The 23,712-nt window shown below is 70.3% G+C and carries 21 protein-coding genes; 12 read left to right on the top strand and 9 right to left on the bottom strand.

Going from position 1 to position 23,712, the window contains the following annotated elements:
* Positions 1 to 44: 44 nt before the first annotated feature.
* Genes AC1VNM_RS26560 through AC1VNM_RS26545 form a run of 4 tightly spaced genes read left to right on the top strand, consistent with a single transcriptional unit; the run spans position 45 to position 5,428 of the window.
* Complete coding sequence (locus AC1VNM_RS26560; protein WP_483108903.1) at positions 45 to 1,049, top strand: Bug family tripartite tricarboxylate transporter substrate binding protein; 1,005 nt, start codon at positions 45 to 47, stop codon at positions 1,047 to 1,049.
* A 48-nt stretch (positions 1,050 to 1,097) separates the two neighbouring features.
* Entirely contained in the window at positions 1,098 to 2,666 is a 1,569-nt protein-coding gene (locus tag AC1VNM_RS26555) for a malonate--CoA ligase (RefSeq protein ID WP_483108902.1), read from the top strand.
* Between the two features lie 22 nt (positions 2,667 to 2,688).
* The gene (locus AC1VNM_RS26550; protein WP_483108901.1) at positions 2,689 to 2,964 is read left to right on the top strand and encodes a cysteine-rich CWC family protein; all 276 of its coding nucleotides are present in this window, start codon (positions 2,689 to 2,691) and stop codon (positions 2,962 to 2,964) included.
* 31 nt (positions 2,965 to 2,995) lie between these two features.
* Positions 2,996 to 5,428 (top strand): bifunctional diguanylate cyclase/phosphodiesterase, encoded by a 2,433-nt coding sequence (locus tag AC1VNM_RS26545; RefSeq protein ID WP_483108900.1) that lies wholly within the window; start codon positions 2,996 to 2,998, stop codon positions 5,426 to 5,428.
* Positions 5,429 to 5,473: 45 nt separating this feature from the next.
* Here AC1VNM_RS26545 and AC1VNM_RS26540 read toward each other — a convergent pair whose 3' ends face one another.
* The 4 genes from AC1VNM_RS26540 to AC1VNM_RS26525 all read right to left on the bottom strand — a co-directional run bounded on the left by AC1VNM_RS26540 (position 5,474) and on the right by AC1VNM_RS26525 (position 8,607).
* Entirely contained in the window at positions 5,474 to 6,052 is a 579-nt protein-coding gene (locus AC1VNM_RS26540) for a 3'-5' exonuclease (RefSeq protein WP_377157573.1), read from the bottom strand.
* A 52-nt stretch (positions 6,053 to 6,104) separates the two neighbouring features.
* Positions 6,105 to 7,154: a VTT domain-containing protein gene (locus AC1VNM_RS26535; RefSeq protein ID WP_377157574.1), complete on the bottom strand. Its 1,050-nt coding sequence runs from the start codon at positions 7,152 to 7,154 to the stop codon at positions 6,105 to 6,107.
* 61 nt (positions 7,155 to 7,215) lie between these two features.
* Positions 7,216 to 7,902 (bottom strand): class I SAM-dependent methyltransferase, encoded by a 687-nt coding sequence (locus AC1VNM_RS26530; protein WP_483108899.1) that lies wholly within the window; start codon positions 7,900 to 7,902, stop codon positions 7,216 to 7,218.
* Between the two features lie 114 nt (positions 7,903 to 8,016).
* Complete coding sequence (locus tag AC1VNM_RS26525; protein WP_377157576.1) at positions 8,017 to 8,607, bottom strand: DUF3455 domain-containing protein; 591 nt, start codon at positions 8,605 to 8,607, stop codon at positions 8,017 to 8,019.
* A 257-nt stretch (positions 8,608 to 8,864) separates the two neighbouring features.
* Here AC1VNM_RS26525 and AC1VNM_RS26520 point away from each other — a divergent pair, with 257 nt between their 5' ends.
* Positions 8,865 to 9,311: a hypothetical protein gene (locus AC1VNM_RS26520; protein WP_431101735.1), complete on the top strand. Its 447-nt coding sequence runs from the start codon at positions 8,865 to 8,867 to the stop codon at positions 9,309 to 9,311.
* A 102-nt stretch (positions 9,312 to 9,413) separates the two neighbouring features.
* Here AC1VNM_RS26520 and AC1VNM_RS26515 read toward each other — a convergent pair whose 3' ends face one another.
* Complete coding sequence (locus tag AC1VNM_RS26515) at positions 9,414 to 12,395, bottom strand: adenosylcobalamin-dependent ribonucleoside-diphosphate reductase (protein ID WP_483108898.1); 2,982 nt, start codon at positions 12,393 to 12,395, stop codon at positions 9,414 to 9,416.
* Between the two features lie 321 nt (positions 12,396 to 12,716).
* On the opposite strand from AC1VNM_RS26515, the gene AC1VNM_RS26510 reads away from it, so the two are divergent.
* Positions 12,717 to 13,367 (top strand): hypothetical protein, encoded by a 651-nt coding sequence (locus AC1VNM_RS26510; protein WP_377157580.1) that lies wholly within the window; start codon positions 12,717 to 12,719, stop codon positions 13,365 to 13,367.
* Positions 13,368 to 13,411: 44 nt separating this feature from the next.
* On the opposite strand, the gene AC1VNM_RS26505 is transcribed toward AC1VNM_RS26510, so the two are convergent.
* Entirely contained in the window at positions 13,412 to 14,062 is a 651-nt protein-coding gene (locus AC1VNM_RS26505) for a DUF1134 domain-containing protein (protein ID WP_483108897.1), read from the bottom strand.
* A gap of 254 nt (positions 14,063 to 14,316) precedes the next feature.
* Here AC1VNM_RS26505 and AC1VNM_RS26500 point away from each other — a divergent pair, with 254 nt between their 5' ends.
* Positions 14,317 to 14,745, top strand: coding sequence for a hypothetical protein (locus tag AC1VNM_RS26500; protein WP_483108896.1), 429 nt, complete (start codon positions 14,317 to 14,319; stop codon positions 14,743 to 14,745).
* A gap of 24 nt (positions 14,746 to 14,769) precedes the next feature.
* On the top strand, positions 14,770 to 15,135 hold the full coding sequence (locus AC1VNM_RS26495) for a PilZ domain-containing protein (protein ID WP_377157587.1): 366 nt from the start codon (positions 14,770 to 14,772) through the stop codon (positions 15,133 to 15,135).
* Positions 15,136 to 15,222: 87 nt separating this feature from the next.
* On the opposite strand, the gene AC1VNM_RS26490 is transcribed toward AC1VNM_RS26495, so the two are convergent.
* On the bottom strand, positions 15,223 to 16,071 hold the full coding sequence (locus tag AC1VNM_RS26490) for an alpha/beta fold hydrolase (RefSeq protein ID WP_377157588.1): 849 nt from the start codon (positions 16,069 to 16,071) through the stop codon (positions 15,223 to 15,225).
* A gap of 133 nt (positions 16,072 to 16,204) precedes the next feature.
* On the opposite strand from AC1VNM_RS26490, the gene AC1VNM_RS26485 reads away from it, so the two are divergent.
* The 4 genes from AC1VNM_RS26485 to AC1VNM_RS26470 all read left to right on the top strand — a co-directional run bounded on the left by AC1VNM_RS26485 (position 16,205) and on the right by AC1VNM_RS26470 (position 21,643).
* Positions 16,205 to 17,398, top strand: coding sequence for a sensor histidine kinase (locus AC1VNM_RS26485; RefSeq protein ID WP_483108895.1), 1,194 nt, complete (start codon positions 16,205 to 16,207; stop codon positions 17,396 to 17,398).
* Complete coding sequence (locus tag AC1VNM_RS26480; RefSeq protein ID WP_483108894.1) at positions 17,395 to 18,504, top strand: histidine kinase; 1,110 nt, start codon at positions 17,395 to 17,397, stop codon at positions 18,502 to 18,504. Before AC1VNM_RS26485 ends, AC1VNM_RS26480 begins: the two co-directional genes overlap by 4 nt.
* The gene (locus tag AC1VNM_RS26475) at positions 18,501 to 19,262 is read left to right on the top strand and encodes a LytR/AlgR family response regulator transcription factor (protein ID WP_377157594.1); all 762 of its coding nucleotides are present in this window, start codon (positions 18,501 to 18,503) and stop codon (positions 19,260 to 19,262) included. The genes AC1VNM_RS26480 and AC1VNM_RS26475 overlap by 4 nt, the downstream gene beginning before the upstream one ends.
* Before the next feature lie 80 nt (positions 19,263 to 19,342).
* Positions 19,343 to 21,643, top strand: coding sequence for a molybdopterin-dependent oxidoreductase (locus tag AC1VNM_RS26470; RefSeq protein WP_483108893.1), 2,301 nt, complete (start codon positions 19,343 to 19,345; stop codon positions 21,641 to 21,643).
* Here the strand turns inward: AC1VNM_RS26470 and AC1VNM_RS26465 are convergent.
* Positions 21,603 to 22,646 carry a sce7725 family protein gene (locus AC1VNM_RS26465; RefSeq protein ID WP_483108892.1) on the bottom strand — a complete coding sequence of 348 codons (1,044 nt, stop codon included), beginning with the start codon at positions 22,644 to 22,646 and terminating at the stop codon, positions 21,603 to 21,605. The genes AC1VNM_RS26470 and AC1VNM_RS26465 overlap by 41 nt on opposite strands.
* 297 nt (positions 22,647 to 22,943) lie before the next feature.
* Positions 22,944 to 23,591: a BON domain-containing protein gene (locus tag AC1VNM_RS26460; RefSeq protein ID WP_377161572.1), complete on the bottom strand. Its 648-nt coding sequence runs from the start codon at positions 23,589 to 23,591 to the stop codon at positions 22,944 to 22,946.
* Between the last annotated feature and the right edge of the window lie 121 nt (positions 23,592 to 23,712).

The following is a 23,712-nucleotide window of genomic DNA, read 5'->3' as shown; positions in this document are numbered from 1 at the left end:
ACACCGTGGCCCGCAGAGGCCCCCAGGACCCACAGGAGACACGCATGACCCAGAGTTCCACGACCCGCCGCCGCCTGCTGGGCGCCGCCGCCCTGGCTTCCCTGTCCGCCGCGGGCGCGGGCATCGCGCCGTCGGCGTTCGCGCAGGCCACCTGGCCGAGCCGGCCAGTGGTCATCGTCGTGCCCTTCCCGGCCGGCGGCGGCACCGACGCCTTCGCGCGGCCGCTGACCGCCGTGCTGACCAAGCAGACCGGCAAGCAGTTCATCATCGACAACAAGGGCGGCGCCGGCGGCACCGTGGGGGCGACGATCGCGTCCAAGGCCGCGCCGGACGGCTACACCTTCTTCATGGGCGCGGTGCATCACGCGATCGCGCCGGCGATGTACCCGAAGCTCGACTACAAGCTCGAGGAGGACTTCATCCCCGTCGCCCTGGTCTCCAGCGTGCCGCAGGTCATCGTGATCAATCCGCAGAAGGTGCCCGTCACCGACGTGAAGGGCCTGCTGGAGCTGCTCAAGAAGAACCCCGGCAAGCTGAACTACGGCTCGGCGGGCAACGGCACCTCGCACCACCTGGCGGGCGAGCTCTTCAAGCTGCAGACGCAGACCTTCATCACCCACATCCCCTACCGCGGCGCCGGCCCGGCGCTGCAGGACCTGATGGCGGGCCAGGTGGACCTGATGTTCGACGGCCTGGGCTCGTCCGCCGCACACATCCGCGGCGGCCGCATCAAGGCGCTGGCGGTGGCCTCCTCCAAGCGCGCGCCGGGTTTCCCGGACATCCCGAGCGCCGTGGAAGCCGGCATCCCGCAGTACCAGGTCGCCACCTGGTACGGCCTGTGGGCCCCCAAGGGCACGCCGAAGGAAGTGATCGCCGCGATGCAGGCCGAACTCCGCAAGGCCTACGCGACGGAGGAACTGAAGAACATCTGGACCGGCCTGGGCACCGACATGCCGACGCTCTACGGCGACGCGTTCGGCAAGTTCGTGCACGGCGAGGTCCTGCGCTGGGCCGACGTGGTCAAGCGCAGCGGTGCGAAACTGGATTGATCCTCGATCCGATAGCGATTGCCTGAACCCCGGCCTGCGACTCCCGACATGAACGCTCCCCAGAAAGCCACCGCGAACGCCAACCTGTTCGCCGCGCTGCGCGCGAATTTCTCCGACGACCTGGACGCCTGCGCGATCGAGCTGGCCGACGGCCCCGACGCCGGCCAGCGCTACAGCTGGCGCGACATCGACCGCGCCACGGCGATGATCGCGAACCTGCTGGACTCGCTGGACCTGCCCGCGGGCAGCCGCGTCGCGGTGCAGACGGAGAAGAGCGTCGAGGCGCTGCTGCTGTACCTCGCGGTGCTGCGCGCCGGCTACGTCTACCTGCCGCTGAACACGGCCTACCAGGCCGCCGAGCTCGAGTACTTCATCGGCAACGCGGAGCCGGCGGTGGTCGTCTGCGCGGGGAAGAATTTCGGCTGGATCAGCAAGCTGGCGTTCCAGGCCAAGGTGCCGTGGGTGTTCACGCTGAACGAGGACCGCAGCGGCACGCTGCTGGATCGCGCGGTGCAGATGCCCGACACGCACCAGGTGGCCGAGAAGAAGGCCGATGACCTGGCCGCGATCCTCTACACGAGCGGCACGACCGGTCGCAGCAAGGGCGCGATGCTGAGCCACGGCAACCTGCTGTCCAACGCCGAGGTGCTCAAGCACTACTGGGGCTGGAAGGCGGACGACGTGCTGATCCACACGCTGCCGATCTTCCACGTGCACGGGCTGTTCGTCGCGTCGCACGGGGCGCTGCTGGCCGGGGCGAAGATGCTGTGGTTCAACCGCTTCGATCCGCGCGGCGTGATCGCGCGGCTGGCCGACGCGACGCTGTTCATGGGCGTGCCGACGCTGTACGTGCGGCTGCTCGAGCAGGCGACGCTGACGAAGGACGCGTGCGCGCGGATGCGGCTGTTCATCAGCGGTTCCGCGCCGCTGCTGATCGAGACGTTCCACGAATGGCAGCGCCGCACCGGGTTCACGATCCTGGAGCGCTACGGCATGAGCGAGACGGTCATGCTGACGTCGAACCCGTACAAGGCCGAGGACGGCGAGCGCCGCGGCGGCACGGTCGGTTATCCGCTGCCGGGCGTGGGCCTGCGCGTCGTCGACGACGCGGGCGCGCCCTGCCCCAGCACGGGCGACGGCGAGATCGGCCACCTCCAGGTGAGCGGGCCCAACGTGTTCGCCGGCTACTGGCGCATGCCGGAGAAAACGAAGGAGGAGTTCACCGCCGACGGCTGGTTCAAGACCGGCGACGTGGGCCGGCGCGACGACCGCGGCTACGTGACGATCGTGGGGCGGAGCAAGGACCTGATCATCACCGGCGGCTACAACGTGTACCCGGCGGAGATCGAGGGCTGGCTCAACGAGCTGCCCGGCGTGGCGGAGTCGGCCGTGGTCGGCGTGCCGCATCCGGACTTCGGCGAGGGCGTGATCGCCGTGGTGGTGCCGCGATCCGGCGCCGCGCTGGACGGCGCGACGCTGGTCGCGGCGCTGAAGGACCGCATCGCCGGCTTCAAGGTGCCGAAGCGGGTCTTCGTCGAGACCGAGCTGCCGCGCAACGCGATGGGCAAGGTGCAGAAGAACCTGCTGCGCGAGCGGCATCGCGGGCTGTTCGGCTGAGCATCGCCGACAATCCGTCGTCATGAGCACGCCGACGCCGCTCCCCGCCGACACGGTCAACACCCTCAACACCTCCTGCCCGCGTTGCGGCGGCGGTTTCCATTGCGGCGTGGACGACGGCTGGTGCGCCTGCTTCGGCACGCGGCTGGGCGAGGGCCTCAAGCGCGAACTCGCCGCCCGCTGGCCCGACCAGTGCCTGTGCCTGCGCTGCCTGACCGAGCTGGCCCGCGACGATCCGGACAGCCACGTGCCGGACCCGCCGAAAAACCCGCCCGAGCCCCCGTTGTTGGGCGTTTGAAGGCACACGCGGGACGACCACAATCCGACCGATGGCCGCCTCCCCATTCAGCCAGTCCGTCGCGGAGCGTCTCCAGGTGAGACGCCTGGTGGTCTTCGGCCCGTTCCTGGCGCTGGGGCTGGTGCTGCTCGTGCTGTGGGCGCTGGTGCTGTGGTTCGCGCTGCTCTATCCGAAATCGCTGGTCGAGGACCTGCAGGAGGACCTGCACAGCATCGCCCTCAACGCGGCGCAGGACACCGAGCAGCTGCTGCGCGAAACCGAAGGCAGTCTGCGCACGCTGGACCTGCTGCTGCTCACGCGCAGGAACGAACGCCAGGACCTGGACGCCACCGTGTCGCTGCTGGCCGATTCGCTGCGCGACAACTCGCGCGGGATCACCGACGTGATGCTGGCCAGCGCCGACGGCCGCCTGTGGCGCATCCCGTCGGTGACCGGCGAGCCCTATGCCGACCTCGGTGCGAAGAGCTTCCTGTCCGAACTGGGGCGCCCCGGCGGACCGAGCATCATCCTCGGCACGCCGATCCGGCTGCGGCCGGGCGCCCACTTCGTCCTGCCGATGGCCACGCGCCTGAGCGCGCCGACCGGCGCCTTCACCGCGACGGTGGGCTTCATCGACCTCGACGTGCTGCTGCGCATCTACCGCACGCGGTCGATGCGCTCAGGCATGGCCGTGCTGCTGGAACGCGACGACGGTGTCGCCATGGCCCGCTGGCCCGAAGTCCCGGGCCTGGTCGGCACCAACATGCGACAGGTCCCCGGCGGCGAGGTACTGCCGCCGAGCCCGCCGGCCAGCGGCCAGTTCATGGTGACGAAAAGCCCGGCCGACGGGCGCGATCGCATCGTTTCCTACCGCGTGCTGCAGGACTACCCGCTGCGTCTGTTCGTGTCCTTCGAGCGCGACCGCATCCTCGCCGGCTACCTGCAGCAGCGGCGCGCGGTGCTGGGCTTCTCGCTGGTGGTCACGGCGATCGCCGTCGGCCTGATGGCCTGGTTCACGCGGTTGCAGCAGCGCACCCGGCTGCGCGAGGCCGAACGCGAAGCCACCGCCGACGCCTCGCCGATGGGCCTGTTCCGCTGTGATCTCCAGGGCCGCACCGTGTATGCCAACGAGACCTACCTCCGCCTGATGGAGGTCGACCGCAAGGACCTGGCCTGGGGCTGGCTGGACCGTCTCTCCCCATCGGAGCGCGATTTGACGCGCGAGCAATGGGCCGCACTGGTCGCCGTGGGGGAACCGGTCGACCGCGTGCGGCAGTTGACGCGCCGCGACGGCTCGGAACTGATGGTGCGTCTGCGGATGCGGCCGATGCGCCTGGGCGGGCGCATCGTCGCGCACGCCGGGACGATCGCCGACATCACGCCCGAGCTCGCCGCCCGGCGCGAGCGCGAGCGCAGCCAGGCCGTCATGAGCGCGATGGCGCAGAGCGTCAACGTCATGATGCTGGCCGTCGACACCGATGAACGCGTGCTGTTCTGCAACAAGGCCTTCGAGCGCCGCTTCGACATCCCGGAAAAGTCCTGGCAGGGCCGCCACGCGGCGGACGTCTTCGACGACCTGTATCCGGCCGTGCATCCGCTGATCCAACGCGCCTTCGAGGGCGAGACCAGCGTCGTCGAGATGCGCGACGACGACGGCGTCAGCCGCCCGATGCCGCTGGACGGCGACGACCGCGGCGAGACGCGCTACGTCGAGCTCACCTACGCACCGCTGCTCAACGACGACGGCGCGATCATCGGCGCCTACGGCGTCGCGCGCGACGTCACCGACGTCAAGCAGGAACAGATGCGGCTGCTGCGGGCCTCCAACACGGACCCGCTCACCGGGCTGCTCAACCGCGCCGGCTTCGCGTCGCAGGTCAACGCCGCGCTCGGGCGCGCGACGGACCGCGACGAACTGGTGGCGCTGCTGTACCTCGACCTGGACCGCTTCAAGCCCGTCAACGACGAGTACGGACATCCCGTCGGCGACGCGCTGCTGAAGGCCGTCTCCGGCAGGCTGCGCCACGCGCTGCGGCCGCAGGACCTCGTGGCCCGCGTCGGCGGCGACGAGTTCGCCGTGTTCCTCACCCATGTCGCGAAACCGGTGGACGCGCAGGTCGTCGCCGACAAGCTGGTGCATGCGCTGACGATGCCGTTCCGCATCGGTGCGCTGGAACTCCACATCGGCACCAGCGTCGGGTTCTGCGTTCAGTGGGCGCGGCAGGCCGACATCGACGATCTCGTCACACAGGCGGATGAGCAGCTCTACCGCGCGAAGCGGGCGGGGCGGGGGAGATCGAGCGGGAGCCTCTGCGCGGAGCGCAAGCCTGCGTCGGGTGCGGTGGGTGCGGCGGGCGCCGTGGGCGCGGCAGGTGCAGCGGGCGGGGCAGCCGACTCCGGCTTGCCAGGCGCGGGCTCTCCACGGGGCATGGGGGATCCCTCCAGGACCCCCAAGCCCCATTCCGGCCCCACGGAGATCAGCTGACGTCGGAACGATCCGGGATCGGCGGACGTCGTGGCCCGGTGCGGGTCAGCCGCAGTTGCCGAAGTCGCCCGGGTCGCGGCCGTCCAGTGATGCGGTCGGCGTCGATGCGCCGTGCTTGAGGCGCATCAGCGTCATCTGCAGGACCTTGGCGTCGGCGCTGGCCCGATGACGACGCAGTTGCGCCTCGGCGCGAACCTCCTGCTGGACGGCGTTCCAGCGCTGGGCCTCGTCTTCGCTGAGCAGGCGGCGCAGGTCCTCGATCCGGAAACGCGGCAGGCGGCCGACGCTGTCGAAGAGCTTGCTCATCCACGGGTAGTCATGGCCCCAGCTGTCGGAGTAGACCGTCTGGCCCGCCAGGCGCTTGTTGAGCTCGTCGGCGACCCAGTCACGCGGGCGGCCGTGACGCAGCAGCAATTCGCGCGAGATGCCGTGCAGCGCCTCGGCCTGCTCATCCCAATGCTCCCACTCCGGCGCGGGCTGGATCAGCGAGCAGAAGGGCAGGCCGCCCGCTTCGACGAATCCGATCTCGATCGGGTAGCTGCCGCGCCCGAAACCGGACGCCTCCAGGTCGAGGATGGTCGGCGCAAGGACCGGCGAGGCGACGGGCAGGACGGCAACGGTCATGGGCGCCAGTATGCAAGCGCCGGGCCAGCCGCGGGAGCCGCCCCTCCTCAGATCAGGGGACGGCGGGCGTCGCCGAGTGCAGGGCCGCCGGAGCCGCGGGAGCGGCGGCAGGTGACGTCGAGACCTTGGGCGCCTGGCCCGCCGCATCACCGTCGCCGCTGTCGCCCCGGTCCCGTCCCTGGCGCCGCTGCAGTTCGTGCCAGCCGTCCAGGCCGCCGTCCAGCGCCAGCACGCGCGGATGACCGCGCTTCATGAGCTCATGCGCGCCCTGGATGGCGGAGACCTCGTTCGGGCAGTTGCAGTAGAGGACCAGCAGGCGGTCGTCGGGCAACTGCTCGGCGTATTCCGGCAGGCGGGTCAGCGGGATGTTGAGCGCGCCCGGCAGCGTGCGCGGATCGGCGGCTCGGCCGGGATCGCTGCGGACATCGATGAAGAGCGGCGCCATGTCCTGCTCGCAGAGCGCCGCGGCGTCCTCGACGCTGATGCGCTCGACCTCGCCCTGCAGCTTCGCCATCTGGCGGCGACGCCGCCAGCGGTTGCCGATCAGGAGCGCCAGCACCGCGACGATCGCCGCGACCGCCAGCAGGCCGGCGTTGGAGAGGAAGTCCAGCACGTCCTGGATCTGGTCGCTGAAGATCAGTCCGAGCCCGAGGAAACACGCCGTCCAGACCAGTCCGGCGACGGCGTCATAGGCGATGAAACGGCGCCAGCCCATGCCGAGCGCACCGGCCATCGGCGCCGCGACGACGGAGATGCCGGGCAGGAATTTCGCGGCCAGCAACGAGCTGCCGCCCCAGCGCGCGATGAGGCTCTCGCTCTGGCGGACGCAGACGTCGGGGGACAGCGAGACGCGGCACAGCAGCCGCAACACCCGGTGGCCGTAGCTGCGGCCGGCGATGAACCAGATGGCGTCGCCCAGGACGTTGGCCAGCACCGCCGCCACGACGAGCGACACCGCCGACAGGCGCCCCGCCGCCGCCAGTCCGCCCGCGACCACCAGCAGCGGCGCCGCCGGCACCGGCGCACCGATGCGCGCGGCCAGCGTCACGAGGAAGACGAGCAGGAAGTCGTGTTGGATCAGCAGGTCGATCAGGGCGCGCATGCGGCGCATTGTCGCGGCTGCCGAGGTCACCCGTCGGCGGTGGGGCGATTCTTCCCGCCGTTCAGGACACCAGTCGGGGCGCCTTGGGCCGGGCGACGAAGGCGAACTGCACCCACTTCGTCTCCTCGAGCTGCCGTCCGAAGAGCCGGAAGGCCAGCCGGCGCTTGAGCGACGAGGTGTACCACTGCTCGTTGATGCCCTGGACGCTGACGACCTCGTAGCCGCATTCGTCGAACATGCGCTGCGCACTGGTGCGGGTGAAGAAGCGCAGATGCGTCCGGTCGCGGACGCCGCAGGGCTCGTAGCGGAAGTCGCGGTCGTGGACGAGCGGCCAGATCGTGTCCAGGTGCAGCAGGTTGGGCAGCGAGGCCAGCACCACGCCGCCCGGTGCGAGCAGCGGCGCGGCCAGGTTCAGCGCGGCCCAGGGATCGGGCATGTGCTCGAGCACGTCGTTGAAGACGATGGCGTCGAAATGGGCTTCGGGCAGCGGCAGCATCGGATCGAAGAAGCCTTGCATCACCCGGTCCAGATGGGCACCGGCGCGTTCCGCGGCCCCCGCGTCGGGCTCGACGCCCCAGACCTCGGTGCCGGGGCGGGTCTGCTTGACGGCCTCTCCGAAGGCGCCGGTGTTGCAGCCGACGTCCAGCACGCGTCGGCAGTCCTGCGGGAGGAAGGCCAGCATCTCGCGGCGCGCGGCGTGCGGATAGTCGAATCGGGCCAGGGGACTGGCGGAACGGAGAGCCGGCATGGATACCTCCTCGGCGCCCGCCACGAGCACCGCGGCGGTGCGCGAAGCATAGTCAGGAGCGGCCCCGCTCGACATCCTTCTCTTACGGGACAGGGAAGTCCCGACGGACCGGCTTCAGCGCATCGCCACCGGCGCCCAGAAGATGTAGTCCGCCTGGTAGTCGACGACCTGCTTCTGCCCGACCCCTGCGGCATCGCAGGCGGTCTGCGGCGCGACGCCGCCCTTGGTGGCCACGCGCTGGATATGGCTCACACCCTGCATGGCGCCCATGCCGACGGCGGGATTGGCCTTCACCAGCTGCAGCGGGATGCTGCCCGGGGACGCCGGCGCCACCGCGACCTGCGTGCCGGTGACCTTGGAACCGTCGCGGGCTTCCCAGGTGGCGGGCGGGCCGTAGTACTTGCCGACCACGGTGCTGCGCCGATCGCTCAGGGTCGCGTCCGGGCCGACGAACACCCACTCGAACTGCCCGGCCATGTCCTTCTTCGCGCGGCATTCATAGGTGATCTTGCCGACGCCGACGGTCTCCATCGACACCTTGTGCCCCTCAGGCACCTGCACGGCGGCGGGCAGGCCGGCCTGGGAGAACGCCGGGGCGTTCGAGCCCGACGGGCCGGACATGGCGCAGGCGCCCAGCAGGGCGACGGGCGCCAGCAGGACGAAGACGGACGTCGGGGATTTCGCGCGGGGGGACAAGGTGGTCATCGCAGCTCCTCAGGGTTGGCGGCAAGGCCGGAAGGCCTCACTGGAACGCTGTACGCAAACGCCGTCTTAACGGATTCGTTTTCCGCGAAAAAGGTTCGCGCACGGTCTGCGCTACGATCAGCCGATAGACCGTGAGCCTGTCATCCCGAAGTCTTCGCTTCGTCTCTCCTGTCGGAAGCCGTGCAAGTCCTCGCCTTGATTGCTTGGCGAATCTGTTCGAACCGCATGTCGCGGGGCGATTTCGGAGGAGGAGCACCATGCCTGTCCCACAAACCCTCGACGAGCTCCGTGCTTCGTTGCGGCAGAGTGTCGACGCGCTCCAGCGGCGTCAGGCCAATGAGATCCCGGAGAAGCTGATCGACCGTCTGGTCGATCTGGACTGGCTGGAATGGCATGGCGGCGGCCTTCGATTGACCACCACCGGGACCAACGTCCACCGGCAGGAGCTCGCCCGGATTCGCGCAATGGCGGAAACGTCAGGCTCATCGATCACCCCCAACCTATCGGAGGCCGATATCGCTACCCCCAACTACTCATACGAAAAACGCCAACGCGAGCTGGCCAAGAAGAAGAAGAAGGAAGAAAAGGCCCATCGCAAGGCCAGCGGTGCAGGCTCGGACGCCCCGGCGGATGAGCCGAACGCCCAGGGCGCACCGGCCGGAGGCAACGCTCCGGCGGACGACAAGCCGCAAGGCCAGGCATAAAACGCCAGGCACAACGCCTGGCAAAGCGCTTGGCACCGCCTCAGGCGTGACGCCCGCCAGTGCGCCAGGCCCCGAGCCTGGCGTCGGGTCGGGAAGGGGCAGTCAGCCGCACTGCCCCACGAACCCGCACGCGGTGCAGAACTCGCACCCGTCGCGGTGGATGAGCGTGGCGTTGCCACACTCGGGACACTTCTTGCCGGCCATCGCGATGATGCCGCCGGCCTCCGAGGCGGTGCGCGCCGCCCCCGTGGCAGTTCCCGTGCCCCTGGCCGGCGCCTGCTGCATCAGCCCCATGTCGACGAGCGGATAACCGTGCTCGTCCAGCACCCCCAGCATCGCGTAGCGGTGGATGACCAGGCGCGCGACATACGCGACCGTCGACGGCCACACCTGCTGCCGTCTTTCCCCCGACAGCGTCGGCACCGGCGCCATGAAATGGCCCAGCGGCTCGCCCACGTTGAGCAGCTTGCGCAGCTTCATGCCGATCCAGCCCGGATCGAGCACGCGCATGTCCAGTGACAGCAAACGCGCGAGTCCATCGAGCGCCTTCGGGTAATTGCCCGAGAACCCCATCGCGCAGGGCCGCGTGACGCTGCCCCCGTCGGGCGTGGGCAAGCTCACCTCCTTGAGCGTCAGCGTGAAGAGTTCGCCGGTCGCGGGGTTGTCGACGTCGACCGCCCAGGCGAGCGTCCCGGCCGTGCCGGTGCGCGGCTCCTCGCGCGAGAACATCGCGTCCAGCACCGGCGTCGGACCGCCTTCCTGCAAAGCCCCGAGCTGCTCGCAGCGCCAGCGGATCACCGCCGCCGTCGCCGCGACGACGCCCGGGAACAGCCGCGGCTCGCCGAGCGGCGGCATCGGCATCTCGAACGCGCGCTCCTCGGCGACGGTCGCCAGCGCGTCGAGCTTCAGACGCAGCCAGGCCGCGTCATTGGCGCGCAGGTCCATCGACAGCGTCTTCGCCAGCGCGCCGAGGCCGCGCGGCTGCTCCGCGCCGTTGACCCAGACCTCGAACGGCAACGTGCGGCCGAAGAGGCCCGCATCCGGCCCCTCCGCCGGCAGCTCGCCGACGAAGAGCGCGAAGTCGCCATGCGGGTGGCGGATCATGGTCGACCACGCCGGATTGCCGCCCGGCATCTCGGGCCGGCTCGGCCAGCGCAGCGACGCAAGCACCGGCTTGGGCAGGCGCTCGACGCGCAAGCGCTGGTTGGGGCCGATGTCGGCCTTGAGCGGCTCCGGCTGGGCGATCGGCTCGACGCTGAGCACCGCGCCGAGCACGCTGTTCGGGCGATAGGTCGCGAGGCCCTTCAGCCCGCTCTTCCAGGCCAGGCGATAGAGATCCTGGAAGTCGGCGTAGGGATAGTCCGCCGGCACATTGACGGTCTTGGAAATCGAGGTGTCGACGTAGGGCGCGACGGCCGCGACCATCGCCTCGTGGTCCGACGCCTGCAGCTCGAGCGCGGTGACGAAGGCGTCGGTCAGCGGCGCGTCGGCGCCGAACAGGTGGCGGTAGAGCCGCCAGGCATGGTCCTCGACGGCGTACTCCTTGAAGGAGTTGTCGGGCATGCGCTTCCTGCGGGTGTAGCTCCACGAGAACGCGGGCTCGATGCCGTTGCTGGCGTTGTCGGCGAAGGCCAGCGAGATCGTGCCGGTCGGCGCGATCGACAGCAGGTGCGAGTTGCGCAGGCCCTGCGCGCGGATCTTGTCCTTCAGCCACGGCGGCAGCCGCGACGCGAAGTTGCCGCCCGACAGGTAGAGATCGGCGTTGAAGAGCGGGAACGCGCCGCGCTCGATGGCGAGGTCGGCGGACGCCTCATAGGCGGCGTCGCGCATGATCTCGCTGATGCGGCGCGCCATCGCGCGGGCGGGCTCGCCGTCGTAGCGCAGGCCGAGCATCACCAGCGTGTCGCCCAGGCCCGTGAAGCCGAGCCCCACGCGCCGCTTGTTGGCGGCCTCGCGCGCCTGCTGCGGCAACGGCCACGGGGTCACGTCCAGCACGTTGTCGAGCATGCGGGTGGCGGTCCTGCAGACATCGGCGAACTCGGCCTCGTCGAACGAGGTCCTCGCCGTGAACGCGTCCTTGACGAAGACCGTCAGGTCGATCGAGCCGAGGCAGCAGCAGCCGTAGGAAGGGAGCGGTTGCTCCGCGCAAGGATTCGTCGCGCTGATCGACTCGCAGTAATGCAGGTTGTTGTCCGCATTGATCCGGTCCAGGAACAGCACCCCCGGCTCCGCGTGGTCGTAGGTGGACCGCATGACCTGGTCCCACAGCTTGCGGGCCCGCAGGCGGCGGTAGACCCAGACGCCGTCCGCCCGCTGCGTCGCGCCGGCCGCGCGCTGCTTGTCGCCCGGCGTCGCCTTGTGCACGAGCTCGATGTCCGCGTCCGCCTCCACCGCCTCCATGAACGCGTCCGTCACGCCCACCGAGATGTTGAAGTTCTTCAGGTCGCCCTGGTCCTTGGCGTGGATGAACTCCTCGATGTCCGGGTGGTCGCAGCGCAGCACGCCCATCTGCGCGCCGCGCCGCGAGCCGGCCGATTCCACCGTCTCGCAGCTGCGGTCGAACACCCGCATGTAGCTCACCGGCCCCGACGCGCTCGATTGCGTCGACTTCACGTACGCGCCCTTGGGTCGGATCCGGGAGAAGTCGTACCCGACGCCGCCCCCGCGCCGCATCGTCTCGGCCGCCTCGGTCAAGGCGGTGTAGATGCCGGGATGACCGTCCTCCTCCTCCGCGATCGCGTCGCCCACCGGCTGCACGAAGCAGTTGATCAAGGTCGCCGACAGCGCCGTCCCCGCCGCCGAGGCGATCCGCCCCGCCGGCACGAAACCGCGCCGCTGCGCCGCCAGGAACTTCGCCTCCCAGTGCGCGCGCTGCTCCGGCGACTCCGCCACCGCCAGCGCCCGCGCCACGCGCGCCCGCACCTCCTCGAGGTTGCGTTCGCCGTCCTTCGCGTATTTCTCCAGCAGGACCTCGGCGCTGATGTCCTGCGGCGGGAGCGTCTCGGCGGTCGCCTGCAGCGGCAGTGGCGACGAGGCCGCGGACGCGGTGGAAGGAACGGACGGGGGCACGGTCTGCTGGGTCATGCGGGGGTCTCCATCAGCGTCAACACAAGGGTCGCGGACCATCCTAGTCCCGCCTTGCCCAGCGTCCTGTCCCTCATCCACGAATGCGTCATGGCCTCGACGCGTGATCGTCATCCGCTCCGCCTGCCGCACCGATCCTTCAGCTGTCGCGATCACCACATCCGCTCGTCACCAAGCAGTGGTCCACGTGTCCACCGGTAAGCACGCACTTGCAGCGCGCACACCATTTGATGCGACTGCAACGACGTTTCCCCGGGTTGGCCCCATAGTTTGGTCGGATAGCGGACGCTATTCTTTTCGGTTATGACTCCCGATAAGGTCTTGCGGTCCAGCCCCAACACGTTGGGCGATCTGGAACAAGGCTGCGCCGATGCCCGTCGTCTGATCCTGGACGGCCAACTCGACGCAGCGCGCTCTCGTCTGGACGAGCTGCGCAAGATCCACGGCGACAACCACGCGCCGGTGCAGGAAACCTTCAGCGCCCTGGCCGAGGCGCATGGCGACTTCAACGTCGCCCTCGCCCACTTCAAGCGCTTCCATCTGCTGGCCATCGAGTCCGGCGCGTCCTCGCCGCTGGCTTCGCGCGATCAGTTGCTCGCGCGGCTCGTCGAGCGCCAGCAGCAGAACTCCCCGGACATGGCCTGGTGCCTGGTGGCGCTGGGCGCGGCACGCGCGCCCGCTGGCGCGCTGCCGCACATGCTGCGCCAGCAGTGCCGCGCACAGGACGTGCTCGCGCTCGGGCAGGGCGAGGCCATGCTCATGCTGCTGCACGACGTCGACCTGCCCACCGGCCGCAAGGTCTGCGAGCGCTTCCGCGCGGTGTGGATGCAGCAGCAACCGGCGGCCGGTCCGCTCAGCATGGGCCTCACGGCCTGGCGTGGTCCCGGCGATACCGGCAGCGGCCTGCTCGGTCGTGCCGAGCAGGCGCTCGCGCGCAGCCAGCGCGAAGGCGCGCCGCTGCGCACCGGCTGAACGCCGGCCGAGCGCCGGCGACCGCCACCGGCCGCCTTCCGACCTCAGAACGGATTGATCGACTTCTCGCGCCGGTAGTGGACGTAGCCGACGCTCGCCCCGGCGCGCAGTCCCACGCCCAGCCGGATCGGCGCCAGCGTGATGCCGTTGGCGCGCTGGTAGTTCACGCCCGCGCCGCCGATGTAGTACAGGCTGCCGTCCACGCCGGGGAAGCGGCGATAGATCGCGCTGGCCTTCGGCAGCTTGTAGACCAGCGTGAAGACCTTCGACGCATTGCCGCCGACGTCGAACCCCACCGACGGCCCCGCCCAGTAGACCTTGCCGCCGCCGCCGCGCTTCATGATCAGCTGGCCATCGCCGTAGCGCAGGCCGACAGTCACCGCGCCGCTGGCTTCCTGGCCCTTGATGTAGGCGTTCGGGCGCCCTTGGTCCTTGAAGGCCTTCTCGATCACCTTGGCCAGGCCTTCGGTCGTTTCGCCGAAGAACTCGGTCGCCTCATGCAGGACCGAGTCCTGGTCGTAGGTGTCATCCTCGTTGTCGGCGGCCAGCGCCGGCAGCGCGGCCAATCCAGGCGGCAGCACCAGCCCCGCGGCGGCATAGCGGCCCAGCCGTCCCAGCGCGTCGCGGCGCGTACGCATCGACGGCGCCTCGCTGAGATCGATCAGCCCCTCGGTGGGGATGTCATGACGGTCCATGTGAATCTCCGGGTAAGTCTGAATGGCGTCGGGTGATGGCGTCGCCCGCGCCGGGTCGGGTGGGACGGCAAAGGAAGTGCCCGCCCTCCGAACGGATGGATGCTACCCGCCGCCGTGACAAACGGTGTGCGCAGCGCCGCGGCGCGCCGATACACTCCCCTTCACGCCGTCGAGAGGGAACCGGTTTCCAGAACAAGGAGCGGCGATGCATGCAAAACGCAGTCGTGACAAGAGTGCATCAAGGAGGACATGCAGTGAGCAGTGATCTGCCCCGTCTGGCGCGAGCGCTGGAGTACCTGGACATGGCGTCGGCGCTTTACGTGGGCGGCGGCGCGGACCATTCCGCGCAGCTGCTGGCCGCCGCCGGCGAGCGCCTGCTGGGCGACCTCGCGCGGCTGATCCAGTCCCCCGAGCACGGCCATGAGGTCCAGCAGCTGCTGGGCCGGCTGACCCAGGCGCATGTCCCGTCGCAGGTGCCGGAGGTGGCCGGCCACAACCAGCCGCGTCAGCTCCAGGCGATGCTGTCCCGCGCGGAGACGCCTGAGTCGACCGAACTCCGCCAGGCCACGTCCGCGCTGCTGCGCGCCTCGTGGTACCTGCTGGAGACGATGGGCCTGGAACCGCTCGCGCCCTCGCGCCTGCACCAGGCGATCGAGAAGAGCACGATCTACGCCGAGCTCTGACCGCCGGCTCACCCGGAAGACACCATGAGCGCCGCCGAACGCCGTCACTTCTCCCGCATCGCGTTCGCCGGTCCGGCGCAACTGGTGACGGTCGATCAACGCCTGCCGGTGCAGGTGCTGGACCTGTCGCTCAAGGGCGCGTTGCTGCTGCTGCCGCCCGGCTCGGACGTCGAGCCCGGCGCGCTGTGCCTGCTGGACCTGCCGCTGGCGCCGCACGACGGCCGCATCACGATGGCGGCCCAGCTCGCGCACGTGGAGGGCGATCGCGCCGGGCTGCTCTGCCTGGGCATCGACATCGAGAGCATCACCCACCTGCGCCGCGTCATCGAGCTCAACCTCGGCGACGCGACGCTGGCCGAGCGCGACCTCAAGGCGCTGGTCGCGTCCTGAGCGGCAAGCGGCACTTCGCCGGCCGCTGGACCTCACGTCCGCCCGTTCCCGCGAGCAAGACCGGGTCGCCCGCGATTCACCCGCCGATCACCCGGCGATGAACTTCCTCAGCACCGCGAAGGCCGCGACCGGGTCGTCCCGCCACGCGCCGTGCCCGACACCCGGGAAACGCGCCAGCTGACGCCACTGCGCGGGCAGCGCGTCGTGGATCTCCAGCGCGTCCTCGAGCGGGCAGACCGGGTCGTCCTCGCCCACCATCACCAGCACCGGGCACAACGCCTTCTCCAGCCCCTTGAGGAGCCCGAGGTCCTGCTTCTCCCCGCTGACGAAGTGCAGCAGGATGTCCAGGTTCAACAGCGTGCGGCCGCCCGCCTCCGGATCGGCCGCGGGCTGCGTGTTGTAGAGATGGCGCACGCCGGCCCAGTAGGCCTCGAAGGTCTCGCGCGTCGGACGGCTCCAGAAGGCCTCGGCCAGGGCGCGGGCCTCGGGGCCGCCGCGCCGTTCGAAGGCATCGAGCTTGCGCGCCAGCCCCATGTGGTGCGAGGTGCTGGACAGGATCACCTTCGAGGCGTGCCCCGGGTGCCGCGCGATGTAGCGCTGCGCGACGAAACCGCCGAAGGACTGGCCCAGCACGATCGGCTTCTCGATGCCCAGCGCATCGCACAGGCGGACGATGTCGTCGGCCCACATGTCCAGCGTCCACTCGGACGACGGACGCGGATCGCTGCGGCCATGGCCCCGATGGTCGTAGTAGACGATCTGCGCGAGGTCCGCCAACTGGCTGAACGCCGGCTTGAACGCCGCATGGTCGAAACCCGGCCCGCCATGCATGCAGATCAGCGTCGGCTTCTCCCGCATCCGTGCCCCGTCCGGCACCAGGCCGGGTCCCTCGACGTCCACGAACAGGCGGACACCATTGCCGATATGGATCTTCATGGGCGGCGAGTATGCCGCGTCCGTGCAGCGCCCGTGCCGCGTCCGCCCCACGGATGCCGGACTCGTCCGACCCTGGACGGCTTCGTCGCACGCCCGCTGGCGGCTCCCGCGACCGGCGGCCAGAATCCCGCCCATGTCCGATGCGTCCTCCGTCCCGCCCGCAGGTGAACCGTCCGAGCCCCGCCGCTCGGCGCGGGACGCGGCGTTGCAGCTGTTCAACCTGCGCATGATCGCGGCGTGCTTCTATTTCTGCCTCGCGATGGCGGGCTCGCGATCGCTCACCTGGATGACGCAGGACGACGGCATCGCCGACTGGCTCATGGAGTGGCTGCGCTTCACCCGGCAGACGCTGCTGACCGCGCTCAGCGTGCTGGCCGCGCTGGCGCTGGCCGAGGCCCTGCTCACCCGCTGGCGGACCCGGTGGCCGGTCGGCTTTCGCGCCGTCGCCATCACCGCGGGCGCCACCGTCGGCACGCTGCTGCGCTACAAGGTCGCCAACCTGGGTGCTCCCGATGCGCCGCTGCATTGGGACTGGGTGTTGTCCACCTCGCTGCTGTGGCTGGTGCTGGGCGGCTTCTTTGCCGCGCTGCTGCACGGCGTGCGCGAGGAGCGCAGCGCCCAGGCCCGCCTCGCCGAACTGGCCCGGCAGCATGACCGGCTGCAGGCCCAGCAGATGGAGGCCCAGTTCTCCGCGTTGAATGCGCAGATCGAGCCGCACTTCCTGTTCAACACGCTGGCCAACGTGAAGCGTCTCTACGAGACCGCGCCCGAACGCGGCCGCGACATGATGGGCAGCCTGATCGCCTACCTGCGGGCCGCCCTGCCCAGCATGCGCCAGGGCATGTCCACGCTCGGCCAGGAGCTCGAGCTCGCCCGCAGCTACCTCACCATCCTGCAGATGCGCATGGGCGAGCGGCTGCGCTTCGACATCGAGGCCGATGCGGCGCTCTTCGCCACGCCGCTGCCGCCGATGGTGCTGCCGACGCTGGTGGAGAACGCCATCAAGCACGGCCTGTCCCCGCTGCCCGAAGGCGGCCGCATCGACATCTCCGCACGGCGCGACGCCGGCGGCCAGGGCCTGGTCCTGGAGGTGCGCGACACCGGCCAGGGCTTCGCCGCCAGCGGCGGCAGCGGCGTGGGCCTGGCCAACACCCGGGCGCGGCTGACGGCGATGTACGGCCGCGAGGCCTGCCTGGAGCTGGAGGCGGCGGCGCCGCGCGGCGTGGTCGCGCGGGTGCGCGTGCCGCTGGGCGGCGCGTCGCCGCTGTCGCACCCGCCGTCCGCGACGCAGGCAAACGCCGCGGCCACGGCCGGGGCCGCCCCATGAGCGCGGCCGCCTGGCTGCCCCACGTCTGGCAGTCGTGGCGCTCGCTGCGCCGCGAGGAACTGTCGTGGTTCCTGCTGATGGGCATCTTCTTCGGCCTGCTGGACGTGTCCTCGATCTTCTACGTGATGGACAACCCGCGCTGGCCGGCGGCGCTGATCAACCAGATGGCGACGCCGCTGCTGGTGGCGCTGGCGCTGCTGCTGACCTGGCTGCCCGCGGCGCGCAGCGCGCTGGACGATCGCTGGCGGATCGCGCGACTGGGCGCCGCGGTGGTGATCGGCGCGCTGCTGGCCAAGCTGCTCTACAGCCAGCTGATGCCGCTGCTGCACCTGCCCTCGATCGCCGAACTGGCGCGCGAACGCAAGGGCGAGGGGCCCTACCTGCCGATCCGCTCGCTCAACTTCATCGGCGAGAGCCTGTCGATCTGCGTGAACGCCGGGCTGTCCGTGGCCTGGATCGAGATGGTCATGCGGCGTCGCCACACCCGCGCCCGGCTGGAGGCGCTGCTGCGCGAGCAGAGCGCGATGCAGCGCGACGCGGTCGCCGCGCGGCTGGCCGCGCTGCAGGCGCAGGTGGAGCCGCAGTTCCTGTTCGACACGCTGGTCGACATCGAACGCGCCTACGGACGCGCCGACCATGAGGCGCCCGATCAGATGGAGCGTCTGATCCGCCACCTGCGCGTGGCCCTGCCCCGGCTGCGCGATCGCGGCGTGACGCTGGCCTCGGAGGCGGCGCTGCTGGACAGCTACCTCGCCGTGGTCGCGGGGCGCCATCGCCGGCTGCTGCCCTTGTCGACCGAGTGGTCCGCGTGGCTCGCCACGCGGCCGTTGCCGCCGATGCTGCTGCTGCCGCTGGCGCAGCTGATGCTGCGCGACACCACGCGGCTGCCGTCGCAGGCCCGGCTGAGCGCACAGGAAGCGCCCGGCGGCGGCCTGCGGCTGCGACTATCCTTCGACCGCGGCGGGCTGGGCGGCGAGGAAGCCGCGCTGCACGCGCTCGGCGAACGGCTGGAGCGCCTCGAACGCGCACCCGGCGCGCCGCCGCCGCGGCTGCAGTGCCGCAGCAATGCCGACGACACCGAATTCACGCTGGAGCTGCCCGCATGACCCCGCACCCGACCGCCGTCGTCGCCGAGGACGAAGCCACGCTGCGCCATGAACTCGTCGAGCGCCTCTCGCAGCTCTGGCCGGAACTGGACATCCTCGGCGAGGCCGCCGACGGCGTGCAGGCGTTGCGCCTGCTGCACGAGGTCAAGCCCGACGTGCTGTTCCTCGACATCGAGATGCCCGGCGCGACCGGCCTGGACGTGGCGCGCCAGGTGCAAGGCCGCTCGCACGTCGTGTTCGTCACCGCCTACGACCAGTACGCCGTCGCCGCCTTCGACGAGGGCGCGGTGGACTACCTGCTCAAGCCGCTCGAGCCGGCACGCCTGTTCACCGCGATCCAGCGCATCAAGCAGCGCCTGGCGGGTCCGCCCGCCGACCTCAGCGCGGTGCTGAGCCAGCTCGGCGCACAGGCGGGCGCGACCACGAAGCGGCAGTACCTGCGCTGGATCAACGCGTCGGTCGGGCAGACGCTGAAGCTGATCACCGTCGACGAGGTGCTGTACTTCCAGTCCGACAGCAAATACACCCGGGTCGCCACGCGCCAGGGCGAGGCGCTGATCCGCAAGCCGCTCAAGGAACTGGTCGAGGAACTCGATCCGCAGCAGTTCTGGCAGATCCACCGCTCCACGCTGGTCAACGCGGCGGCGGTCGCCGGCGTGTCGCGCGACTTCCGCGGCCGCATGCAGGTCAAGCTCAAGGAGAGCGAGGACGCCCTGATCGTCGCGGAGAGCTACACCCATCTGTTCCGGCAGATGTGATGGCCACGCCGCTGTCGCGTACATGACCACGAGGGCACACGACGACTCCCACAATCGTCCACAAACGACGGGAGACAGCCATGGCCATCGACGCCGCCGCGGACACCACCGCCACCGAACACACGCACACCCGCATCTGCCCGCTCTGCGAGGCCTGCTGCGGCCTCGAGATCCGCACCCGCCAATCCGCCGAGGGCACGTCCATCGTGTCCATTCGCGGCAATGACGCGGACCCGTTCAGCCACGGCTACATCTGCCCCAAGGGCTTCGCGCTGAAGGACCTGCACGAGGATCCCGACCGCCTGCGCCAGCCGATGCGCCGCCGCGCGGACCGCTCGGGCTTCGACCCGATCGGCTGGGACGAAGCCTTCGAGGAGATCGCGCAGCGCCTGCCGCCGCTGCGCGCGCAGTTCGGCGCCGACTCGGTCGCGCTGACGATCGGCAATCCGGCTTCGCACAAGATCGGCCTGTTCAGCTACTTCCCCCACCTGGCGCGCGCGCTGGGCACGCGCAACCTGTTCTCGGCCTCGACGCTGGACCAGATGCCCAAGCAGCTCGCCTGCGGGCTGATGTACGGCCACTGGCTCAGCGTCCCGGTGCCGGACCTGCCGCGCACCGACCTGTTCATCTGCCTCGGCGCGAATCCGATGGTCAGCAACGGCAGCCTGTGGACCAGCCCCGACTACCGCGGCAAGGCCAAGGCGATGCGCGCGCGCGGCGGGCGGATCATCGTCATCGACCCGCGCCGCACGGAGACCGCGCAGGCCGCCGACGAGCACCTTGCGATCCGCCCCGGCGGAGACGTCTTCCTGCTGCTCGGCCTGCTGCACACGGTGTTCGAGGAAGGACTCGCGACCCTGGGCCGGATGGCCGATCACGTCGAGGGCCTGGACGCGCTGCGCGCCGCCGTCGCCGACTTCCCGCCTGAACGCGGCGCCGCGCACTGCGGCATCTCCGCGGACGCGCAACGGCGGCTCGCGCGCGAGTTCGCCACGACGCCCAAGGCCGTCCTCTACGGCCGCTTCGGCACCTGCACGCAGCGCTTCGGCTCATTGAACAGCTGGCTGATCGACGCGCTCAACATCGTCACCGGCCACTTCGACACCGAAGGCGGGCTGATGTTCCCCAAGGCCGCAGCCTTCGCCGCCAACACGATGGGCCGGCCGGGCCAGGGCAAGGGCGTCGCGACCGGCCGCCGCCAGAGCCGCGTCGCCAAGGCGCCCGAGGTGATGGGCGAGTTCCCGATCAGTTGCCTCGCGCAAGAGATCGAGACGCCCGGCGACGGCCAGGTCCACGCGCTGATCACCGTGGCCTGCAACCCCGTGCTCTCGTCGCCGAACGGCGCACGGCTCGCGCGCGCGCTCGAAAGCCTGGACTTCATGGTCAGCCTGGATCCGTACATCAACGAGACCAGCCGTCATGCCGACCTGGTGCTGCCGCCGCCCTCGCCGTTGGAGGACTGGCACTACGACATGGTGTTCGCTCAGCTGTCCTGGCGCAATCACGCGCGCTGGTCCGGCCCGGTGATGCCTGCCGATACAGACACACGCGACAACGGGAGCGCACCCTCCGAGGCGCCCCGCGCCGAGTGGCAGACGCTCCTGCGACTGGCCGCGATCGCCGCGGGCCAGCCGGCCGACGCGGACCTGCAAGCCTTCGACGACGCGGCGCTTCGAGGCGAGCTCAAGCGCCAGGCGGGCGACCACGCCGACACGATCTTCGCGATGCTGGACGGCGGCTCGGGTCCAGCGCGGTGGCTTGACCTGGGCCTTCGCTCAGGTCCGTACGGCGACGGCTTCGGCGCGAAGCCGGACGGACTCACGCTCGAGCGCGTGCGCGCCGCGCCGCATGGCATCGACCTCGGCGAACTGCAGCCGCGAATCCCCGAAGTCCTGCGCACGGCTTCGGGCCGCATCGAGCTGGCCCCGGCCGCGCTGCTGGCGGACCTCGTCCACGCGGATGCCGCCCTGCGCCATCCGACCGGCGACGAGCTGCTGCTGATCGGCCGCCGCGAGACCCGCAGCAACAACAGCTGGATGCACAACCTGCCAGTGCTGGCGAAGGGGCGGGACCGCTGCACGCTGCTGGTCCACCCCGACGACGCCGCCCGCGCCGGCCTGACGGAAGGCCAGGCCGCGCGCCTGAGCAACGCACGCGGCAGCCTGATCGCGCCGATCACGCTCAGCGCGGACATGCGACCGGGCGTCGTGAGCCTGCCGCATGGCTGGGGCCACGACCTCACCGGCAGCCGGCTCTCGGTCGCGGCCCTGCACCCGGGCGTGAACATGAACCTGCTGCTGGACGACGAGGCCCGGGACCCGGTCTCGGGCACCTCGGTGCTTAGCGGGATTCCAGTGCGCCTGAGCGCGGCGGCGTCGTGAGCAGACTGTCCGGCACACCGGCCGCCGGTGTCGCCGGGAAGCGTCCCGCCAGCACGCCGCTGACCAGTTCGAGGTGGTGCATCACCTCCCACTGCTTGCTCAATGCCCGTGTCGGCACGATGCCGTCGATGAGGCCGGTGAGGTAACGCCGCACGGCCTCGGTGGGACCAAAGCTGACGTCGGTCCGGTCCAGCGCTGCATGGAAGGCCTGCAGCGCCTGGCGGAAGCGGGCATCCGCGCCGCCCTCCTCGGGACCGAGTCGCCCGCCCATGAAGTGCTCGATCCAGAACTCGCCGGAGGCGGGCGCGGTGCGCAGGCAGCTGAGCCGGAAGGCCGCGAGCCGCGACGGCAGCTCCGGCGCTTCCGGGCGCGACGGCAGCGTCGTGTAGTCCGAGAACCCGGCCAGCCCGTCACTGCGGAAGGTCAGCGCGCGATCGGTGAACAGGTGCCGCTCGCTGACGCGCAGCTCCGGGTTCTCCGGCAGCCGGCGGTCTTCCACCCAGACGCATCCGGCGGCGCCCACCGCCGCGCGCGCCGCCGACGTGGGTTCGATGTCCTTGAAGAACACCATCCGCACCTGCGCGCCGCCGAGCAGCGCCATCATGTCCGGCAGCGGCGGCGCATCCGGCCCGACGACGATGCCCAGCGGCCGCGATCCGAACAGCTGCACGAAGCGCCGCATCACGGCCGGCGTCAGGGACGGGCCGAGCATCAGGGTCGGATGGATCCATTGCCGCTGCGGCAACGACGTGAACAGCTGACGGCCCCATTCCAAGGATTGCGCCGGCGGCAGCAGTTCGAAATCCTGCCGCACGGGATTGACCACCAGCCAGACCTGGAGCCGGTGCGTCTCGCAGGCCTCGAGCGTGTGACGCACCGAGGTGGCCGCCTGGCGCACCGGCTCCAGCACTGGCTGCACCCGGCCTTCCGACCCGAGCAGCGGCGCGAGGTGCCGCAAGGCCAGCACCTCCTTCTGTTTGCCATGGAGATAGGGAAAGTACATCGACTCGGCCTCCGATTTGCCTGTTGAGGGAGGCGCGATGATGGGGAGCACTGACCGATCCGTCAGCAGCGAATGCCTTCATGTGTGAGGCAAGTCAAAGGACTCGCAAAAATGCTCGAAAGCGACGAGTCGAGATCGCACCGCCCACGGAGGTCGCGACACTGATGCGCCCCTTTTTCCGGGAAGGCGTCGCGGACATGAAAAAGGGACCGCGTGTGCGGTCCCTGCGAGGAGAGAAAACGGTCGGCGGATCGCGCCGCCGGTCCCGTTCAAGCAGCGCTGTTCAAGCGCGGCCGTTCAAGGATTGCTCTTGGGCTTGGCCTGCTGCGCCTGACCCATCGCGGCCAGCTCGGCCTCGCTGATGATCTCCATCGCGCGCACGACCTTCTGCACGCCGCGCACACCGCGCGCGATGTCGGTCACGCGGGTCGCTTCGCGCTCGGTCACGCGGCCCATGATGTACACGTTGCCGCGTTCGACCACCACGTAGAACGCGTTCGAGATCAGATCTTTCGCATCGACCAGGCTGGCTTTGACCTTGGCCGCGATGGCGACGTCGTTGGCGCGGCTGGACAGCGAACTCAGCATGCCGACACCGACCTCGTTGAGCACGCTGCTGACGTTCTCGACGCCCTGCGCGATGCGCTCGACGGCGGCCTTGTCCTCGTCGTTGCGGGTCTCGCCGGTCAGCAGCACCATGCGGTTGTAGCTGTTGACGCTGATGTGCACGCGGTCGCCGAGCTGCTCGCGGATGCGGTTGGAGGTCTTGAGCTCGATGCCCTGGTCCTCGAGCTGCGTGCCGGAGGTGCGGCGGTCGGTCGCCACGAGGGCGCCGCTCACCGCGGCGCCGCCGACGATGAGCGGGACGCACGCGGTCTGCAGCAGGGCGGCGCCGAGCGCGGCGGCAAGCATCAGGCGGCGGTTCCAACGGGTCTGGGTCGTCATGCGGAGGTCCTTGGAAATGTCGGAGAGGTCGGAGGGGGTCGTCGGCATCGCCGTCGGGTTCAGGATCGGGGTCGAGCGCGGGGTCGAGCGCGGGGTCGAGCGCGGGGTCGAGTGCCGGATC

The sequence above is a fragment of the Mitsuaria sp. MSU3D genome, assembly GCF_056867975.1.
The sequence above is the reverse complement of the archived record's forward strand: the minus strand, read 5'-3'. Positions and strand labels throughout refer to the sequence as shown.

What these genes read in the sequence shown, in the direction of transcription:
- AC1VNM_RS26505 (WP_483108897.1), bottom strand. Translation starts at nt 14,062, where the DNA reads ATGGACCGTCATGACATCCCCACCGAGGGGCTGATCGATCTCAGCGAG.
- AC1VNM_RS26490 (WP_377157588.1), bottom strand. Translation starts at nt 16,071, where the DNA reads ATGAAGATCCATATCGGCAATGGTGTCCGCCTGTTCGTGGACGTCGAG.
- AC1VNM_RS26475 (WP_377157594.1), top strand. Translation starts at nt 18,501, where the DNA reads ATGACCCCGCACCCGACCGCCGTCGTCGCCGAGGACGAAGCCACGCTG.
- AC1VNM_RS26470 (WP_483108893.1), top strand. Translation starts at nt 19,343, where the DNA reads ATGGCCATCGACGCCGCCGCGGACACCACCGCCACCGAACACACGCAC.
- AC1VNM_RS26495 (WP_377157587.1), top strand. Translation starts at nt 14,770, where the DNA reads ATGAGCGCCGCCGAACGCCGTCACTTCTCCCGCATCGCGTTCGCCGGT.
- AC1VNM_RS26555 (WP_483108902.1), top strand. Translation starts at nt 1,098, where the DNA reads ATGAACGCTCCCCAGAAAGCCACCGCGAACGCCAACCTGTTCGCCGCG.
- AC1VNM_RS26535 (WP_377157574.1), bottom strand. Translation starts at nt 7,154, where the DNA reads ATGCGCGCCCTGATCGACCTGCTGATCCAACACGACTTCCTGCTCGTC.
- AC1VNM_RS26485 (WP_483108895.1), top strand. Translation starts at nt 16,205, where the DNA reads ATGTCCGATGCGTCCTCCGTCCCGCCCGCAGGTGAACCGTCCGAGCCC.
- AC1VNM_RS26520 (WP_431101735.1), top strand. Translation starts at nt 8,865, where the DNA reads ATGCCTGTCCCACAAACCCTCGACGAGCTCCGTGCTTCGTTGCGGCAG.
- AC1VNM_RS26560 (WP_483108903.1), top strand. Translation starts at nt 45, where the DNA reads ATGACCCAGAGTTCCACGACCCGCCGCCGCCTGCTGGGCGCCGCCGCC.
- AC1VNM_RS26460 (WP_377161572.1), bottom strand. Translation starts at nt 23,591, where the DNA reads ATGACGACCCAGACCCGTTGGAACCGCCGCCTGATGCTTGCCGCCGCG.
- AC1VNM_RS26550 (WP_483108901.1), top strand. Translation starts at nt 2,689, where the DNA reads ATGAGCACGCCGACGCCGCTCCCCGCCGACACGGTCAACACCCTCAAC.
- AC1VNM_RS26525 (WP_377157576.1), bottom strand. Translation starts at nt 8,607, where the DNA reads ATGACCACCTTGTCCCCCCGCGCGAAATCCCCGACGTCCGTCTTCGTC.
- AC1VNM_RS26530 (WP_483108899.1), bottom strand. Translation starts at nt 7,902, where the DNA reads ATGCCGGCTCTCCGTTCCGCCAGTCCCCTGGCCCGATTCGACTATCCG.
- AC1VNM_RS26545 (WP_483108900.1), top strand. Translation starts at nt 2,996, where the DNA reads ATGGCCGCCTCCCCATTCAGCCAGTCCGTCGCGGAGCGTCTCCAGGTG.
- AC1VNM_RS26480 (WP_483108894.1), top strand. Translation starts at nt 17,395, where the DNA reads ATGAGCGCGGCCGCCTGGCTGCCCCACGTCTGGCAGTCGTGGCGCTCG.
- AC1VNM_RS26540 (WP_377157573.1), bottom strand. Translation starts at nt 6,052, where the DNA reads ATGACCGTTGCCGTCCTGCCCGTCGCCTCGCCGGTCCTTGCGCCGACC.
- AC1VNM_RS26465 (WP_483108892.1), bottom strand. Translation starts at nt 22,646, where the DNA reads ATGTACTTTCCCTATCTCCATGGCAAACAGAAGGAGGTGCTGGCCTTG.
- AC1VNM_RS26515 (WP_483108898.1), bottom strand. Translation starts at nt 12,395, where the DNA reads ATGACCCAGCAGACCGTGCCCCCGTCCGTTCCTTCCACCGCGTCCGCG.